This is a genomic window from Pseudomonas sp. ANT_H4, from assembly GCF_008369295.1.
In the GTDB taxonomy this organism is placed as follows: domain Bacteria; phylum Pseudomonadota; class Gammaproteobacteria; order Pseudomonadales; family Pseudomonadaceae; genus Aquipseudomonas.
Genome location: NZ_VOBG01000003.1, coordinates 25,558 through 40,365, shown reverse-complemented (window position 1 = coordinate 40,365; position 14,808 = coordinate 25,558). Strand labels below are relative to the sequence as shown.

23 protein-coding genes are annotated in these 14,808 nt (G+C 59.2%); all 23 read left to right on the top strand.

What is annotated here, in order from left to right:
* Window positions 1–60: 60 nt before the first annotated feature.
* The 23 genes from FQ182_RS04795 to FQ182_RS04690 all read left to right on the top strand — a co-directional run bounded on the left by FQ182_RS04795 (window position 61) and on the right by FQ182_RS04690 (window position 14,778).
* On the top strand, window positions 61–1,017 hold the full coding sequence (locus FQ182_RS04795) for a hypothetical protein (protein WP_149411322.1): 957 nt from the start codon (window positions 61–63) through the stop codon (window positions 1,015–1,017).
* Window positions 1,018–1,142: 125 nt separating this feature from the next.
* The gene (locus FQ182_RS04790; RefSeq protein WP_149411323.1) at window positions 1,143–1,403 is read left to right on the top strand and encodes an AlpA family transcriptional regulator; all 261 of its coding nucleotides are present in this window, start codon (window positions 1,143–1,145) and stop codon (window positions 1,401–1,403) included.
* Window positions 1,404–1,769, top strand: a complete 366-nt coding sequence (locus FQ182_RS04785; protein ID WP_069550819.1) for a hypothetical protein — start codon at window positions 1,404–1,406, stop codon at window positions 1,767–1,769. It abuts the gene before it with no gap.
* Window positions 1,766–2,263, top strand: a complete 498-nt coding sequence (locus tag FQ182_RS04780; RefSeq protein ID WP_149411324.1) for a Rha family transcriptional regulator — start codon at window positions 1,766–1,768, stop codon at window positions 2,261–2,263. Before FQ182_RS04785 ends, FQ182_RS04780 begins: the two co-directional genes overlap by 4 nt.
* A gap of 450 nt (window positions 2,264–2,713) precedes the next feature.
* Window positions 2,714–2,929, top strand: coding sequence for a hypothetical protein (locus tag FQ182_RS04775; protein WP_149411325.1), 216 nt, complete (start codon window positions 2,714–2,716; stop codon window positions 2,927–2,929).
* Window positions 2,926–3,216, top strand: coding sequence for a hypothetical protein (locus FQ182_RS04770; protein ID WP_149411326.1), 291 nt, complete (start codon window positions 2,926–2,928; stop codon window positions 3,214–3,216). Before FQ182_RS04775 ends, FQ182_RS04770 begins: the two co-directional genes overlap by 4 nt.
* A complete protein-coding gene (locus FQ182_RS04765) occupies window positions 3,213–3,449 on the top strand; it encodes a hypothetical protein (protein WP_149411327.1) in 237 nt (78 codons plus the stop codon). Before FQ182_RS04770 ends, FQ182_RS04765 begins: the two co-directional genes overlap by 4 nt.
* Window positions 3,446–3,949, top strand: coding sequence for a hypothetical protein (locus FQ182_RS04760; protein ID WP_149411328.1), 504 nt, complete (start codon window positions 3,446–3,448; stop codon window positions 3,947–3,949). Before FQ182_RS04765 ends, FQ182_RS04760 begins: the two co-directional genes overlap by 4 nt.
* A complete protein-coding gene (locus FQ182_RS30155; RefSeq protein ID WP_256666128.1) occupies window positions 3,946–4,071 on the top strand; it encodes a hypothetical protein in 126 nt (41 codons plus the stop codon). The genes FQ182_RS04760 and FQ182_RS30155 overlap by 4 nt, the downstream gene beginning before the upstream one ends.
* Window positions 4,072–4,081: 10 nt before the next feature.
* The gene (locus tag FQ182_RS04755; RefSeq protein WP_149411329.1) at window positions 4,082–4,366 is read left to right on the top strand and encodes a hypothetical protein; all 285 of its coding nucleotides are present in this window, start codon (window positions 4,082–4,084) and stop codon (window positions 4,364–4,366) included.
* The gene (locus FQ182_RS04750) at window positions 4,363–4,824 is read left to right on the top strand and encodes a hypothetical protein (protein WP_149411330.1); all 462 of its coding nucleotides are present in this window, start codon (window positions 4,363–4,365) and stop codon (window positions 4,822–4,824) included. The genes FQ182_RS04755 and FQ182_RS04750 overlap by 4 nt, the downstream gene beginning before the upstream one ends.
* Window positions 4,817–5,044 carry a hypothetical protein gene (locus FQ182_RS04745; protein ID WP_149411331.1) on the top strand — a complete coding sequence of 76 codons (228 nt, stop codon included), beginning with the start codon at window positions 4,817–4,819 and terminating at the stop codon, window positions 5,042–5,044. The genes FQ182_RS04750 and FQ182_RS04745 overlap by 8 nt, the downstream gene beginning before the upstream one ends.
* On the top strand, window positions 5,041–5,922 hold the full coding sequence (locus FQ182_RS04740) for a toprim domain-containing protein (protein WP_149411332.1): 882 nt from the start codon (window positions 5,041–5,043) through the stop codon (window positions 5,920–5,922). Before FQ182_RS04745 ends, FQ182_RS04740 begins: the two co-directional genes overlap by 4 nt.
* Window positions 5,909–7,711: a DUF927 domain-containing protein gene (locus FQ182_RS04735; protein WP_149411333.1), complete on the top strand. Its 1,803-nt coding sequence runs from the start codon at window positions 5,909–5,911 to the stop codon at window positions 7,709–7,711. Before FQ182_RS04740 ends, FQ182_RS04735 begins: the two co-directional genes overlap by 14 nt.
* Window positions 7,712–8,047: 336 nt before the next feature.
* Window positions 8,048–8,356 carry a hypothetical protein gene (locus FQ182_RS04730; RefSeq protein ID WP_149411334.1) on the top strand — a complete coding sequence of 103 codons (309 nt, stop codon included), beginning with the start codon at window positions 8,048–8,050 and terminating at the stop codon, window positions 8,354–8,356.
* A complete protein-coding gene (locus FQ182_RS04725) occupies window positions 8,353–8,961 on the top strand; it encodes a hypothetical protein (protein WP_149411335.1) in 609 nt (202 codons plus the stop codon). The genes FQ182_RS04730 and FQ182_RS04725 overlap by 4 nt, the downstream gene beginning before the upstream one ends.
* 106 nt (window positions 8,962–9,067) lie before the next feature.
* Window positions 9,068–9,448: a hypothetical protein gene (locus FQ182_RS04720; protein ID WP_149411336.1), complete on the top strand. Its 381-nt coding sequence runs from the start codon at window positions 9,068–9,070 to the stop codon at window positions 9,446–9,448.
* Window positions 9,449–9,460: 12 nt separating this feature from the next.
* Window positions 9,461–10,063, top strand: a complete 603-nt coding sequence (locus tag FQ182_RS04715) for a tail assembly protein (RefSeq protein ID WP_149411337.1) — start codon at window positions 9,461–9,463, stop codon at window positions 10,061–10,063.
* Between the two features lie 39 nt (window positions 10,064–10,102).
* Window positions 10,103–10,525, top strand: coding sequence for a hypothetical protein (locus FQ182_RS04710; RefSeq protein ID WP_149411338.1), 423 nt, complete (start codon window positions 10,103–10,105; stop codon window positions 10,523–10,525).
* A 408-nt stretch (window positions 10,526–10,933) separates the two neighbouring features.
* Window positions 10,934–12,058 carry a sensor histidine kinase gene (locus FQ182_RS04705; protein WP_149411339.1) on the top strand — a complete coding sequence of 375 codons (1,125 nt, stop codon included), beginning with the start codon at window positions 10,934–10,936 and terminating at the stop codon, window positions 12,056–12,058.
* A gap of 392 nt (window positions 12,059–12,450) precedes the next feature.
* Window positions 12,451–12,651, top strand: coding sequence for a DNA-binding protein (locus tag FQ182_RS04700; RefSeq protein WP_088424333.1), 201 nt, complete (start codon window positions 12,451–12,453; stop codon window positions 12,649–12,651).
* A 955-nt stretch (window positions 12,652–13,606) separates the two neighbouring features.
* A complete protein-coding gene (locus FQ182_RS04695) occupies window positions 13,607–13,831 on the top strand; it encodes a hypothetical protein (RefSeq protein WP_149411340.1) in 225 nt (74 codons plus the stop codon).
* Between the two features lie 746 nt (window positions 13,832–14,577).
* Entirely contained in the window at window positions 14,578–14,778 is a 201-nt protein-coding gene (locus FQ182_RS04690; protein WP_149411341.1) for a hypothetical protein, read from the top strand.
* Window positions 14,779–14,808 lie beyond the last annotated feature (30 nt).

The following is a 14,808-nucleotide window of genomic DNA, read 5'->3' as shown; positions in this document are numbered from 1 at the left end:
CTCAAGTACAGGCGGCCAATCGTCTGGCCAAACCCAAAAGTGCGCGGACAGGGCAAGTGAATGCTTCAACCCGGAGAGTACATACCGCTTGAACGCGCCATAGTCTCGCTAAAGCGCGACCACCCAGAAGTGTTAAAGGCCATCGCGAAGGCCATTAACTCGGTAGACCCGCACGCCGAGTTCAACCGCGAAACCATCACTGGATCAAAATACGGAGATAGCATTCCAGGCTTCGCCATCACTTATGGGCAGCTTGGCTCATATCTGAATACAGCTGTGACTAGGCTCGTTTCGGTTCTTATCGAGACCGAGGTTGGGGTTATTGAGTCGTCGCACGTCGCTGTCAATCGCGAATGGCTACTTAAACAGCGCGAGCACGCCGCACGCCAGCCTGAGGTGGTGCGAGAGATAGAGCTACGGTCCTATGCCTCACATGGCGCAACTGTAACCCCGATCATTCAACCGCTGGTGGACCAAGACCCGAAAGCCGCACGCGCCGAACTTCGCAAACTAAATATCCGCATAGAGCGGAGCTTGGTAATACGTCCAGACGACGAGCGAGACGCCGAAATTGAGCGCCTACGAATCCAATTGGAGGCGTCTACTGCGAGGGAAAAATCCATTGCGGCTACAGTCGACGCGTCCGAAAAAGCGATAAAAATGCTCACACGCGAGAACGACCAGCTACGCAAAGAGCGGTCCAGCACGCAGCTACCTACAGCGTCGATCGCGACCAGGAAGCCAGACAGTAAGCCCAGAAAGCTATCCAATGTGGAGATGCGAAACGAAAAAGCCAGGGCGTGCCAGGCACAGGTAAAGGAGCGAGCTACATCACTATGGCGGCATGCCGACTACGCCAAGCATAGAACCACGGATATGGTTAACGTTATTAGGCGACTCGCTGACTCGGAACCCGATTGGAATTTGCCAAAGAATGATGCGGCGCTAGCCAGGTGGATTTCAAGTTCTGCCCCGGAGTTTGCAAAGCGGCCTGGTCGTCCTCGTAAAGAAAAATAAAAGAATAAATCACACATCCGACCGGTTAACAGAATATCCGGCGCCGCTCAGCAATTTTAACTGCGCACACTCCCTGCCAACCTTTTCATCGTCGATTACCCAAACCGCCCTGGAGCGATTAGACGATGACAGCCATTACCCATCACATCCCTACACCAGCCAAGCAAGCCGTACTTGCCCACGGCGATAATCCGCCAATTCGTTTTATCAAGCGCCAGGCCGTGGAGGGCATCACCGGCCTTTCCTGTACCGAGATCTACCGCCGTATCGCCGCCGACAACTTCCCGAAGCAAGTAATGCTGGGGCCGAAGTGCGTTGTGTGGGTTGAGGCTGAAATTTACAGTTGGATGAACGACCGCATCGCCGAAAGCCGCGAGGTGGCCTAAATGAAAAAGAGCCAGCCTCTTTACCAGCAGACCAGCCCATCGCAAGGCGATATTACCACCCCCGCTCCCGCCAGCAAGGCGCCAAGCAAGATCGCTCGCGTGCTGGAGCACATGCTGTATGACGGCAGCCTGATCCGGTTTGAAGCCGAGCGCCTCGGCGACCACTGCCTACATTCGACCATCAGCAGCTTGGCGAACGGTTACGGACTGAAATTTCAGCGCCAGCTCGAGCGTGTGCCGAACCACTGGGGCGAACCTTGCACCGTGACGCGCTACACCCTGCCAGCCAGCGAACGTCGCCGCGCCCGCAACGTGCTGCTGATGCTGTGCAAGCCCTTGAAGCAACGCCAGAAGGTGGCGGCATGAACGCTATCGTCCTGATCCGATCCAAAGGCGAGGCCCGCGCCGACAGCCGCGTACTGGCCGAACAACTGGGCGTTAAAGCCAAGAACACGCTTGGTCTGATCGAGCGATACATCGGCAAGTTTGAGCGGTTTGGGGTTGTTCCGTTTGAAACGGAGAAACCGGGTGCCGGTACTGCTGGCGGCAGGCCGGAACGGTTTGCGCTGCTCAACGAGGATCAGTGCTATTTCCTACTGTCCCTATCTCGCAACACTGATCGCGTCGTGGAGCTTAAGGCCGATCTAATCATGGCCTTCCGCGAAGCGCGTTATGGGCACGCCTGCCAGACGCTGGAGGCTCGCAAGATGGAAGCCAGCAACAGTGGTCGCCGGCTGGCTCACTGGCGCTATGACAAGCCGGGCGTGTACGCACACGTCGCCCATTTGAGGGAGCAACTGAAGCTGCCGCTCGGTATGGAGGACGCACGCCATGACGGCTATGCTCATGATCGGCGATGAACGGTCGATAACTTTGGTTGCACGCGCCGGAAGTGATCGGTATGGTTCGCCCCAAGTCATGGCAAAATCCGTGGCTGGGTTTGACGGCCCGATTAGCAAAAGGCGCACAGGCGCCCCCATCACGATTGCAGGCGCTTTTTTTGTGCCCGCACATCAAGTTTATGGTGGCTGTGCGTGGGAGACCTTCGGGTCTGCCGGGTTCCTTTTGCCCCGGTCCGTCAACCCACGCACAGCTGCCACCCTAATTCGTTTGACGGCGAACCGTGGCAGCTCCTCAGCAAAAGGAGCTACACCCATGCCAGCCCTAAATCCGTCCGCGCTCCGCGCATTTGCTCACCGCCGCATGGCCCTGAGCGCCCTCCGCGCAAACTCCAGCCTCGCAACCCGCCTCAAGCGTTATTCGCACCACATGACCATTGCCCGCTCCCTTGAGTCTGTCGGGGGTACGCAATGAATACGTCCACTGATTTGATCCAGCCAGAAGTCGGCACCAGCCGTGAACAACTGTTTCGCGACCTGGTAGGTCTTGCCGTCCAACTGGAAAGCATCTTGATCCATGAAGTTGTTCCACTGATGAAGTCTGCGGGCCATCCACTCACCGGCCGCGTTCACTCTCTGCGGTCCGAGATCAAACTGTGCGCAATATTGCTTGGTGGTGCGCAATGAACAATCCCGTCCGCACCATCCAAGAAATCGCCCACGACGCTCTTGAGGATCTAGGCAGCGCACAGGTCGTTCTGGGCAAGCTTGAATCCCTGCCGTATGCCGCACTGGCAGACAATGGCACGAGCCAGCACGTCCGCAACCTGGTGGACATTGCGTGGAACCTGGCTGCTGATGGTGCCAACACCGCCAGCGGAGATTTTGAGGCGATCGGCAAGGCTCTCAGTGGGTGCGCGTCACAGAACGCGCAATCCGAAAACGTGGCGCGGGATTCGGAGGTGAAGCCATGACTCGTTCTCGCGAGCTCTACAACAACATCGATGCCCACCTGCGCGTCATTCGCGGCCTTGCAGTCATCCTCATGGATAACGACTGCTTTAAGACCGAGGCAACAGGTCATGCGCCAGCCCAGCTTGATGCTGAAAACGAGATGAGCATCCATGAGGCGGTCCACCTCCTTTCTGACCAGGCCCAGCACGAGCTGATTGAGTTGGTTGACTTGTTGGGAGGCACACCAGCATGAAGACCTCTATCCCGAAATCAAGGCGCCCACTGCCCAAAAGTAAGCAGATCGGCCTTCGGTCGAAGCCGGAAGGTAAGTGGGCATGGGATCGGCTGCCTTTCGTTGGTAAGGACCATGGGCGGCAATCCTTCTGGGATGTGCCAATGTTGGGCGGCCACTTCGGCGGTATTGACGCCGGTCGCGCAATGGCTTTGGTGTATCTCAAGTACGTCAGGGATCACCGCAGCGACGAAATCCACAACGCATCGGGAATTCTCAGTTCGATACTCGTGGCGATGGACGCGAAGAAGCCCTCAACCGAAGACGAGGCTGCGTCGTTACAAGGCCAGCGCACCGGCTTCATGAATGAAATTTGCAGTTGGATTAAGGCTGCCGCTGAGCGCCTCGGCTCGACTCTCGACGCTATCCCTGAGCGGTCCTTCGTCCAACAGGCGAATGAAGGCCTGGTAAGAACTGACGCGGCCTTTATGGCCTCGATTGAATCGAAGGTGAAACCATGACCATCGCCAAATTCCAAGACGGCGGTGCCCTCATGTCGGAGCAAGGGATCGTCCACCTTGATATTGATGAGCCCGAAACGACGGCCAAGTCACCCAAGCATCGTACCGGCGCCCTGACCTAAGAGGTTAATTATGAAAATTCAAAACGGCGCATCTGCGTCGACGGGATCGGCTTGCCTGAAGAAAGCCGCCGAGCTGTTTTACGTGACTCATCCAAAAGTGCCAAAGGCACTGCTGGGGCCGTTCTTAACAGAGGCTGACGCCGAGTGCGGGCGTGTCGTTATGCGAAGCGCGGATGCTCAGGTGACGGCCTGCCTGGTTGAAGCAATTGACGACATTACCCACTGGCACGGAGTGAACAACGGTCAAGTTTGTCGGGCCTTTGCTGGCGCTGATCGCCAAGGAGGTGGCCAGTGATCATGGTTCACCACTACACGACCGAACATCATCATCTGCCGCTGATCCTCACGTCTGGATCGCTTCGCCCAAACAACGCCGGTGCCGAGCATGAGCCTCCGCTAGTGTGGTTTTCCAAGGCACAACGCTGGGAGGGCACCGCGACCAAGATGGTCATGGGGGCGGATGGTCCGCGCTTGCTGACCTTTGCAGAGCAACTGGCCGAGTTTGGCTGTGCCCGGTTTTCCCTTCCTGCCGACGACGCGCGCCTGATGAGTTGGGTGGATGCCTGCAAGTACGCAGGTATCACCAGCACCACCCGCCGCAAGCTGGAATCTGTGGGACGCAAGCGTGGTGCCTCACCCATCAACTGGTTTGCCATTGCTGGCGACGTGCCGCTGGCCGACGTGCGCCTGCAACGCTTCGACGGCGCCGCCTGGGTCGGTTATTCGAGCGCCGAGGGGGTGACTCATGGGTAACGTGACCCCAATCAAACCCAAGGGCAGTGGCGGCCCACCCACTGCTGGCGCCCACATCGACAGCGCCAGCTATGTGTTGCTGGTGGAAACCCTGGTCGGCTTCCTGGAGCTGCGTATCTCGGAAGGCGACCAAGGCCGCCACTGCGATGAGCTGGAGCGCCTGACTCAGAAACTGGAGAACTTGGCCAAGCGGTTTACCCCGCCGAAGGGGGCCGCATGACAGACGTGACGATCCTATTCCGTGATGCGCTCCAGGCCGTCTATGGCCCGCTCGACTGGCTACCCGTGGAAGACGGAATCATTCACCGCTTCCACGTCCCTGGCGACAAGGCCGGCTCGTTCAATGGCTGGTACACGTTGTTTGCTGACGGTATCGCGTCCGGCGCGTTCGGTAGCTGGAAGGCCGGTGGCACCAGTACTTGGTGTAGTCGCGAACCGGTGGACGCCCGCGAAGCGGCCCAGATCCGCGAGCGAGTTGACCAGGCCCGGCGCCAGCGCGAAGCCGAGCAACACCGGCGCCAGCAGCAGGCCGCCGAGAAGGCTAACCACTGGTGGCGCAATGCGCGCCGCGCCTCACCCGACCACCCGTATCTGGTAGCCAAGGCAGTTCGCTCCTACGGCCTGCGCCAGCGTGGCACTGACCTGCTGATCCCGCTCTACCTGGATGGGCGCTTGGTCAACCTGCAACGAATTGCCCCGGACGGCGACAAGCGCTTCCTGTTCGGCGGACGGATCAAGGGCGCCTATTCGCCGCTGGGCATCATCGAGCCAGGTTCTGTGCTTTGCATCTGCGAAGGGTGGGCGACAGCCGCCAGCCTCCACCAGCACGGCGGCTATGTCGTTGCCGCTGCCATGAACGCGGGCAACCTGATCCCGGCGGCGATGAGCCTACGCGCTCGCTACCCGGGCCAGCCAATCGTCATCGCCGGCGACGACGACCGGCTCACCGATGGCAACCCGGGGCGCGCAGCGGCAAACGCAGCGGCGGCGGCGGTGGGTGGCCAAGTGGCTTTCCCTGAGTGGCCGGAAGGCGCTCCCGATGACCTCACCGACTTCAACGACCTCGCCAACTGGAAACTCGCCCATGTCCAAGCCTGACACCAACGTGATCAACCTTCGGCCGGACGCCGCGATCATTGCTCCAGATCGCCCCTGCTGGGCGGTGTACGAGCATTGGGTAATCAATGAGAAGGGCCGCAAGCTGCGCCCGGGCGTTTACTGGCATAGCTTCAAGCGCGCCGCCGCTGACCAGGACGACGCCGAGGGCGATACCGGCGACCGGCCTATCACTGATGAGTGGATCTCCAGCCCCGTCACCGTCGTCGCCCGCACCACCAACAGCGACGATGGCAGCGAGGGCCGGCTGCTACGCCTAGTCACAGAGGGCGGCATCAAGGAATGGATCATCGCCATGGAAGTGTTCGGCGGCAGCGGCGAGGACGCCCGGCGAGCCTTGTTCGGGATGGGCGTCATTATCGCCCTCAAGAAACGCGGCACGTTCATGGAGTACCTGCTCGACCAGCATCCTGCAGAAGTGTTTGCCACCACCAGCCGGCCAGGCTGGCATGAGTCGGGCGCGTTCGTGCTGCCTGGGCGAACCATCGGCAGCGCCAATGTGCGGTACCAGGCCAGCAACAAGGCTCAGGTACTTTTCAGTCGGCGCGGCGAGCTGACGCTGTGGCAATCGGAGGTGGCCGCCAAGTGTGCGGGTAACCCAGTGCTGACACTGGCGATCGGCTGCTCACTGGCTGGCCCATTGCTGAGTTTGGTCGGCGTGCTGGGCGGTGGCGTTCACCTGGTGGGCGATAGCTCGAGCGGTAAGTCGCTGGCGCAACTGATCGGATCGTCGGTATGGGGTGACCCGGGCGTGTTCGCCGCCAGTTGGGACATGACCAAGGGCGGCCTGGAGATCGAAGCGTCGAGCCGCAATGACACCATCCTGCCCTTGGATGAGATAAAGCGCGCCGACCCCAAGCGCGTACAGGAAATGGCCTACTCCCTCGCCAACGGCCAGGGCAAAGGCACCATGACCCGTGAGCGCGAAGGCCGCGCCAAATTGAGCTGGCGCCTGCTGACACTCTCCAGCGGAGAGCGCTCACTCTCTGAACACGCGGCCATATCCGGCAATGCCGCCCACGCTGGCGCTGAGTTACGCATGGTCGACGTGAACGCCGGTACCCGCACACACCGGGCCTTTGACGAGTTGCACGGACTTGAGGGAGCGGACTTTCACCGGCAGCTCACCGTAGCGGTCGGCGCCCACCACGGCCACCTTGGACCAGCGTTTGTGGAGCGCCTAGTCGCCGCCGACGATAAGCCCGGGCTGCTCAGTGACTTTGACGGCATCCGCGCCCAGTTCGTCGAGGACAACGCCCAGGCCGGGCGCGTGGCCGACCGGTTCGCCGTGATCGCGCTGGCGGGCGAGATGGCCATCGCCTACGGCCTGTTGCCATGGGAGCCGGGCACCGCCCTCTCCGACTGCCGCTTGCTCTACGGGGAATGGCTCTCCCGTGTCGGCGGGGGCAACGCAGAAGACCGCCAGATCCTGGCCGGCATCATCGATTTTATCGACAAGCACGGCAGCAGCCGATTCTCCGATGTCGACGCAGCAGAGGTGGATGCCAAGGTATTCAACCGCGCCGGTTACTGGGAGCTGGTGGCCGGCAAGCGGCTCTATCTGTTCAACAAGTCCGCACTGATCGAGGCCGCCCATGGGTTCGGCCTCACCCGCGTGGTCAAGGCACTGGAGGTTGGCGGTGCCCTGGCCAAACGCGACACCGACCGCGATAGCCGCAAAACCAAAAAGTACCGCATCCCCGCCGGCGGTTCGGCGCGCCTGTACGTGATCGATCCAGAAGCCATGGACAGCGAAGGGGGCGGCGCATGACCACCATATCCACCAAGTATGAATGCCCGAGTTCACAGGAACCTATAAACGTGGGGAACAGGGGGAACGGGGGAACAGCCAGTAAAACCGTGGGCTGTGGCCGTTCCCCCTTATTGAATGTATGGGGAACAGGGGGAACACAAACATGTTTTTGAATATAAGCGTGTCCGCGTTTCCGAGTATTTGGTTATCACTGTTCCCCACAAAAAAACGTGGGGAACAGAACCCCCCTCTGAAAGCCCCGAAAACACTGGCTGTTCCCACTGTTCCCCCGTTCCCCCGATTTTTTTCTAGAGACACATATGGGCAATGGAGCAATCAGGCCGAGGTAACGCCATGAGTCTGCTTTCCGGCTTGCTTGATCACATGCCGCCAGCCATTGCCAGTACCGACACGCCAAAAATGGATAGTCGGCCTCGCCCACGCCTGGTGCTGGCCAACCCTGTCGAGCGCACTCCCCGGCTCCTCACAAGCCCACACGCAAGCGCAGCCACCGCCACGCCCGAATGGCGGCAAACCCGTGACCAGTACCTCACCCACATTATGGTTTGTCGGAGCTGCTACGCACCCACCGGCCGCCATTGCATGGTTGGCGCCGACCTGCGCGCCTGCTACGACGCCACACCTATGGAGGCGCACCAATGACGCCCAGCCTTATCACACGCCTGTGCAACATCGGTATGAAACCCGGCATCAGCGCCGCAACGCAGCTCATCACCACCCGGCGGATCTGCCGCGCCATTGCTGACCAGCTCGACGTTATCCGCGGTGAACGGCGAGCCCTACGCCGGCAGGCGGGCAAGTTGAAAGCATTCCTCCCCTTCACCCGGCAAACCATTGCTGAATTGGAGGAGCGAGCCCAAGAACACCAAGAGGCCACCCGCAGCGGAGCGTGGAGCGCACTTGCTGGGTTTGGCCAATCACTGATGTTCGACCGTGAGGGGCTGGCGCAGGCGTTGGGCTTCGACCAGATGTGCGACCTGCTCAGCGTCAACCCAGTACATCGTCATCGGGCTATCGCAGACGGTGACACCAGCCTTCGCGGAGTGGCCTACCTATCCCAACTGGAGGACAGCGCCGACCGCAAGGGCGACGAATGGGGCGCCGGTGGCCCGCTGTATCGCGCCTGCCACGCCGCCATGATCAGGTTCATCAGGGAATGCCCGGAAGACCAACTACCCGACCCATTCGCCCCGGGTGCGCCGTTCGGCCCAAAGCTACCGCCCGCCCTGAGCATCGTCGGCAACTGACCATTTTCCGCGCCACGTTTTGCGAATCACGAAAACGTGGCGCGACACCGAGTAACACCACCGGGCACCAGCCCATGACCAGCGCCAACGGCGCAAAGGGGAAAACATGACTGACCAAGATAGCAACACAACGGGCCAGGCGCCTACGTACCGGGAGCGCTTCGCGGAGGCGTGCAAAATCATGGATTTTGCCGTCGCCCCAAACATGAATGGCGGCTACCTCGTCTGGGAAGTGCAACACGTCCGTGATGGGCAGAAGGTGACCATCGACGGGCCATTTTTCACAGAGGACGAGGGAGGGATCTCGGCCGACCTATTGCGCGGGACATTCCGTGGGGCTCGCGCCTACCAGGCGATCCATTGCTGGGCGTGGAACCCTGACCCACGCCGCGAAAAGGCTATCCGTGACGACGCCATGGCATCCCGAATGATGCTCGCCATGCAGATCGGCGCCGAAGTACCAACCCACGCCACCAACGACAAGTAGGAGAAATAAACTATGGCCGCATCAGTGATCGAATACACGCCAGTCATCAACTTCAAACTTCGCGGTGCCCTCCGCCAGTTCGGCAAATCCTATCCATTGGCCGTGCGCACACCGGCGGAAGCCGTAAAAGCCTTGTGTGTGCAGATCCCTGGCTTTGAACGCTACCTCTCGAACGCAAAGTCCAGAGGCTTGGAGTTCGCCGTGTTCCGAGACAAGCGAAACATCGGGGAGAGCGAACTGAACTTCAGTGGTACCGGCGACATCACGATTGCGCCGGTAATTACCGGCAGCAAGCGCGGAGGCTCATTGCAAACCATCATTGGGTCTGTCTTGATCGCTGCTGCCTTTGTGCTTTCATTCACCCCGTTCGCGGCAGCCTCCCCGTTCCTCTACCAAGTTGGCGCGGCCATGGCGATCGGTGGCATTATCCAAATGCTTAGCCCCCAGGCCGGCGGCCTCAAAACCAGTGCCGCACCAGAGAATACTCCCGGTTATGCATTTGGCTCAGCACGCAACACCACGGCATCCGGTAACCCGGTACCGCTCTGCTACGGCAAGCGGCGGGTAGGAGGCGCGATTATCAGCGCCGCTATCTACGCCGAAGACCAGATGTAGCGACGATGGTAAATTGCCTTTTTCAACGGAGGACGATGTATGCGCAGGATAGCCACAACAGCACTATTTGCCGCCCTGCTGGCGGGCTGTGCTACTTCCCCGGTGCCAATCAAAAACGCTGTTGCGGTGCCGCCTGAAAGGGTTCTTGCATACCAGAAAGATGCGCCAGGTACAGGTACGCTATCGGTGACCCGAGACTCTGGCCATACGGGAAGTCTTTGCTCGGTAGGCCTTTTCGTAGACGGGAAAGTGGCGGCATTACTCAAGCCTGGAGAGAGGGTTGCCCTCCACGTTCCAGCGGGGTCTGTTGTTGTCGGCGCGGCCTACCAAGGAGGCGGCATCTGCGGGATGGGGGCCGAGAGGCAGGAGCGAGAAACAATCGTCACCGGCGGGAAGGTGAAAAGCTACCGAATATCAACGAGCGGGGACGGCGTTTTAGACATCCTCCCAACCACGCTGTAGCGAAAAGACAGGGCCGCCTTCGGGCGGCTTTGTCACGCTCTGAGACAGACGATATGGGCTCATTCAGACCAAGTCGTCTGTTTCGCTGCTTCACCGGCAACCACTCGGGTAACCACCAAAAGTAACCACCCACGCCTGGTTACCATCTATCTTCGGGCTTACATTCGGATCTCACACCCTCTCGGCGCGTACTTCGGAAGGGTGCTCTAAGCAATGGACGCAAGAGGTCAGGGTCAGCGTTAAAGCTGGCGACGCTTTGATCATGCGTATAGACAAAGCGGGCCTAGTACGGGCCGAGCTTTAAAAGCTATAAATAACCTCCTACACTGCCCAGCACCGCTCACACCGTACCTGCGCAGCCTCGCTTTCCTGCTGGCACCTGCCTCGTATCCAATTAGGATCACCGACATGCGCCTGCCCGATTTCATTCTAGAGAACCTTGAGCCGATTCTGCAGGCCTGGGAAGATTTCGCCAGAACCATTGAAACGCCAGGCGCAGACCTCGATAGTGAGGCTTTGCGAGATCATGCTGAACAGATGTTGCTGGCAATAGTCAGTGACTTGCGAACAAAGCAGACAAAGCGAGAGCAAGCTGCGAAGTCTCAAGGCCAAGCCCCTTTAGATGATGAAGAAACCGCAGCTGAAATTCATGCAATGACGCGGTTAATGGCTGGATTCACGATTGATCAAATGGTGTCGGAATATCGAGCCCTGAGAACGAGCGTCGTCAGTCAGTGGATGAGGCAAGTTAAGGACGGCACGCCGATTAATGTTGACGACATGACCCGCTTCCATGAGGCCATCGATCAAGCTCTCGCAGAATCCGTCGCCAGCTACTCCCGAGCGGTTGAGGCGTCACGAAACGTGTTTTTAGGCATTCTGGGCCACGACCTGCGTACCCCCCTTGGGGCGATCTTGCTGGGTGCCGACGTGTTGAGGCGCTTAGAAGGGACCGGTGCCAGGGCAACCAAAGTTGCCAATCAGATATATACAAGCGTGCGTCGAGCCAGCCAAATCGTTGGAGATCTCCTTGATTTGACACGTTGCCAGATGGGGCCAGGCATACCTGTCAAACCGGCGAATATAGATCTTTCGCCCCTTTGCGAACGAGTCGTCGAAGAGATCAGAGCGTTTCATCCTGAGGCAAGGATCTTGTTCGAAGCGAAAGCCCCAGTTAACGGGCAATTTGACGGTGCCAGAGTGGAGCAAGTCTTCTCTAACATAATTAGCAACGCTGTACATCATGGAAATAATCAACTCCCTATCAAGGTGGAGTTAGAGACCTTTGAGGGGTGCGCTATTTTCACCGTCCTTAACGATGGCGAGCCCATACCAGAGGACGTACTCCCGTTTATATTTAATCCTCTAGGGCGTTTCTCTCAGAGAGCTGCAATTGATCACGGACCGACTGAGGGGCTCGGACTGGGCCTGTTCATCGCCTCAGAGATCGTGGCATCACATAACGGCTCAATCGATGTCAGCTCTAACGCAGATCAAGGGACAGTTTTTGTCGTGAAACTTCCCATCGCCTAATTTCGATTCCGTCAGCAATCGTTAACAGTCGGTGGGCCAAGGGGCGTTTCCAGGGACTAACTTTTGCTAACAGGCCGCGAGCGCTCTCATCCGCTCCAAGCCGATCCGATGTCAACATTTGTCAACATCGCGCCGGGCCTCGCACTCGATCCAATGTAAGGTTTTGTAAGGTTCTAGTGCTTGCTCGATGACAGGTTTTGACAGGTTCCTGCGCCGCTCCGATGTCAAGTTTTGACAAGTAGCTTCGGCAGGCCAGCGGCGGGTTCTGGCCGCGAAAAAAGGTTAAGTTTTGTTAAGTCGCTGGCGCTTACCAGATCAGGCTATTTCACCCGACTACAAAGGCCCAACGAAGAGCTAGAATTGAGCAAACTCATACCAATTTGGACTGCTCGATGAAAACACTCAGATCGCCAAGTGAGGCTAAAACCTGGCTGCGCGCCCACGGCATCAGTGTCCAGGAGTTCGCCCGCCAACATGACCTCGACCCCGCCACCACGTATCAGGTTTTGTCGGGAGCGAAAAAGGGGTATCGCGGAAAGGCCCACCGTGCGGCAATAGCGTTGGGCATAAAAGCCGAGCCAGACCTCCAGTAGGCAGCGGCATCACAGTCACGGTATCCACTCTGGTATCCACGGTATCGCGCTGGTGCGGAGCGGACACCTAGGACGTTGGCCGGGCCAGGTGCGCACTATGGACGGGGCACAACCATCAAGACGCCCGATTCTCGAAACAACCCCACGTAAGGCTGGCGCCCAGTTTCGGCCGGCGCGTGTTGCGCAGTGTTTCGCGCACGCCCATCGCGCACCTGGCCTGCGCGAAGCATCGCCCCGGCAAGATTTCACGCAGAGTTTCACGCAGCATATTCACGCACTGGAGCCGTGTAACAGCCGGTGTAACAGCAGATCGAGTTATGTCAGCGCGATGATGCAGAGGCTCCAGCGCCAGCAATGGCCCACCGGTTTCTGCGCAGCGATTGCGCAAATTGCGCACCGCTAATGCGTATTCTGGGTGCGTACCGGCAGCAGGTTCGCACTGAGGTTCGCACTCCTGGTTCGCACCCTCTTACGCGAACCAGGTGCGAACCAAGCCGCCAACCTGTTATCAAAAGTTATGGTTGCCAGGCGCTGGTTTCCACTGTGGTTTCCAGGGTTTTGCAGTGGTTTCCACTGGCAACCTGCCCGCCTTCGCGAAACACCCCATGAATGACCACATCAAAACCACCATTCGCTCGCTTTACCTCGGTCGACTCCCTGTCAGGTTTTGTCAGGTCCAAGCGTGTGGAAAACGACACTCTGTGTAGGAATCAACACGGTTTCGAGCGCACAAGGTGATGGGTTATGCCTATACCCTGGGCCGGCTTTTACTTTGACCACACTTTGACGGAATGTGAGACAGGCATGAGACGGAATCCAAGCTGGATGGGCGTCTGAGGCTTATTCCGTGGGGGCTGCGTCAAAGTAGGCTGTCTGGCCGTCTCACACCCCCGACAGACCCCAGACGATTCTCCAGGCGCCGGTGCTACGCTTCATTGAAACTCGGAGAGCCACCATGACGGATACCAAACTGATAGCCAGCCTGTTCGACCGCCTCAATCAAAACCAGCTCGCACTGGGCGCCGCAGTGGAGGGGCTTTCCTGCTGGGTCGAGCAGCGCGGATCGGCAGACATTGCCAACAACGTGCGCGGCGCGTTGGAAACGCTCGATGAGAACCTGGTGTTCATTCGCCAGGGCATTGCTGAGCTTACCGTCGCCGGCAGCCTGGGGCAGTCCTGACGCTGGATAGGATTCTGGACAGGCTCTGGACGGATCGCGCCGCGGCACGCAACCTGATTCAGGCCGGGAGCCCCAGCGATCAAGGGCTCCGACAGATCGGCGTAACAGTCCAGATACCCACCACGTCCAGAATTTGGGGCATACCCGTGGCGGGCGGCTCCGAGAGCCGAATCCTTGACCAGCCTTGACGAAATTCTTGACAGGTCTTGACGGATTTACCCGGAGCCATCAGCGGCTGGAGCGCTGAAAGCCACGCAGATCAAGGCTTTGCGAGCATTCGGGCTGTCTGACCAGCACCAGCCTCGTCTAAAACTCTAGAGGCGGCCGTCAAGGTAACTGCTCGATCAATATCAAGCCCGGGCTGGCGGGATGGGGTGGTGAAATACCGGGCCAGAAAAATGCTTAGCGCGCCAGGCAATACTAGACAGACCCTAGACGAATTTTCGCCGACAGACCACGGGCAAACTGCCCGCAGCCCACGCAGCGCGCCGCCGCCAGCGTGAAATGTGGTGTCCTGTCGCTAGATGCTCGTCAAGTATTTGCCGTGGCTTCCAGCGGCCTGACAGCAGGCCGGAGCAGGTGGTGAACGAGTTGTTCACCCTGGAGCGGAAACCGCTCAGCTTGCCAGCTTGGCCAACCCCCGGATTCCAGGTAGATGCTCACGTTCCGCTGGTAACATCTGCAGGTCATCTGCTGGCCCCGCTTCATTCCGGCGCCAGCACCCACCGCGTACCGAGGATAGAGCCGTGTCCGTTATTGACTGTGATTATCTACCCGCCGACAAGGTGGTGTTTCCGCCGGAGCTGGCGCTGCTGATCGTCAGGAAGGCCAGCGCAATGGCGGCAGCATTCGAGGAGCAAGCGCTCGACCAGCTCACCAAGGACGCCCGGCGCGCCCTTTCACGGGGAGCTGAGCCAAGGCGCGTCATCAGGGAAATGCGCTTGTAGCCGGAAAAGGGAGCCGCCGGAGCCTCGGTA

What these genes read in the sequence shown, in the direction of transcription:
- FQ182_RS04795 (WP_149411322.1), top strand. Translation starts at nt 61, where the DNA reads ATGCTTCAACCCGGAGAGTACATACCGCTTGAACGCGCCATAGTCTCG.
- FQ182_RS04790 (WP_149411323.1), top strand. Translation starts at nt 1,143, where the DNA reads ATGACAGCCATTACCCATCACATCCCTACACCAGCCAAGCAAGCCGTA.
- FQ182_RS04785 (WP_069550819.1), top strand. Translation starts at nt 1,404, where the DNA reads ATGAAAAAGAGCCAGCCTCTTTACCAGCAGACCAGCCCATCGCAAGGC.
- FQ182_RS04780 (WP_149411324.1), top strand. Translation starts at nt 1,766, where the DNA reads ATGAACGCTATCGTCCTGATCCGATCCAAAGGCGAGGCCCGCGCCGAC.
- FQ182_RS04775 (WP_149411325.1), top strand. Translation starts at nt 2,714, where the DNA reads ATGAATACGTCCACTGATTTGATCCAGCCAGAAGTCGGCACCAGCCGT.
- FQ182_RS04770 (WP_149411326.1), top strand. Translation starts at nt 2,926, where the DNA reads ATGAACAATCCCGTCCGCACCATCCAAGAAATCGCCCACGACGCTCTT.
- FQ182_RS04765 (WP_149411327.1), top strand. Translation starts at nt 3,213, where the DNA reads ATGACTCGTTCTCGCGAGCTCTACAACAACATCGATGCCCACCTGCGC.
- FQ182_RS04760 (WP_149411328.1), top strand. Translation starts at nt 3,446, where the DNA reads ATGAAGACCTCTATCCCGAAATCAAGGCGCCCACTGCCCAAAAGTAAG.
- FQ182_RS30155 (WP_256666128.1), top strand. Translation starts at nt 3,946, where the DNA reads ATGACCATCGCCAAATTCCAAGACGGCGGTGCCCTCATGTCGGAGCAA.
- FQ182_RS04755 (WP_149411329.1), top strand. Translation starts at nt 4,082, where the DNA reads ATGAAAATTCAAAACGGCGCATCTGCGTCGACGGGATCGGCTTGCCTG.
- FQ182_RS04745 (WP_149411331.1), top strand. Translation starts at nt 4,817, where the DNA reads ATGGGTAACGTGACCCCAATCAAACCCAAGGGCAGTGGCGGCCCACCC.
- FQ182_RS04740 (WP_149411332.1), top strand. Translation starts at nt 5,041, where the DNA reads ATGACAGACGTGACGATCCTATTCCGTGATGCGCTCCAGGCCGTCTAT.
- FQ182_RS04735 (WP_149411333.1), top strand. Translation starts at nt 5,909, where the DNA reads ATGTCCAAGCCTGACACCAACGTGATCAACCTTCGGCCGGACGCCGCG.
- FQ182_RS04730 (WP_149411334.1), top strand. Translation starts at nt 8,048, where the DNA reads ATGAGTCTGCTTTCCGGCTTGCTTGATCACATGCCGCCAGCCATTGCC.
- FQ182_RS04725 (WP_149411335.1), top strand. Translation starts at nt 8,353, where the DNA reads ATGACGCCCAGCCTTATCACACGCCTGTGCAACATCGGTATGAAACCC.
- FQ182_RS04720 (WP_149411336.1), top strand. Translation starts at nt 9,068, where the DNA reads ATGACTGACCAAGATAGCAACACAACGGGCCAGGCGCCTACGTACCGG.
- FQ182_RS04715 (WP_149411337.1), top strand. Translation starts at nt 9,461, where the DNA reads ATGGCCGCATCAGTGATCGAATACACGCCAGTCATCAACTTCAAACTT.
- FQ182_RS04710 (WP_149411338.1), top strand. Translation starts at nt 10,103, where the DNA reads ATGCGCAGGATAGCCACAACAGCACTATTTGCCGCCCTGCTGGCGGGC.
- FQ182_RS04705 (WP_149411339.1), top strand. Translation starts at nt 10,934, where the DNA reads ATGCGCCTGCCCGATTTCATTCTAGAGAACCTTGAGCCGATTCTGCAG.
- FQ182_RS04700 (WP_088424333.1), top strand. Translation starts at nt 12,451, where the DNA reads ATGAAAACACTCAGATCGCCAAGTGAGGCTAAAACCTGGCTGCGCGCC.
- FQ182_RS04695 (WP_149411340.1), top strand. Translation starts at nt 13,607, where the DNA reads ATGACGGATACCAAACTGATAGCCAGCCTGTTCGACCGCCTCAATCAA.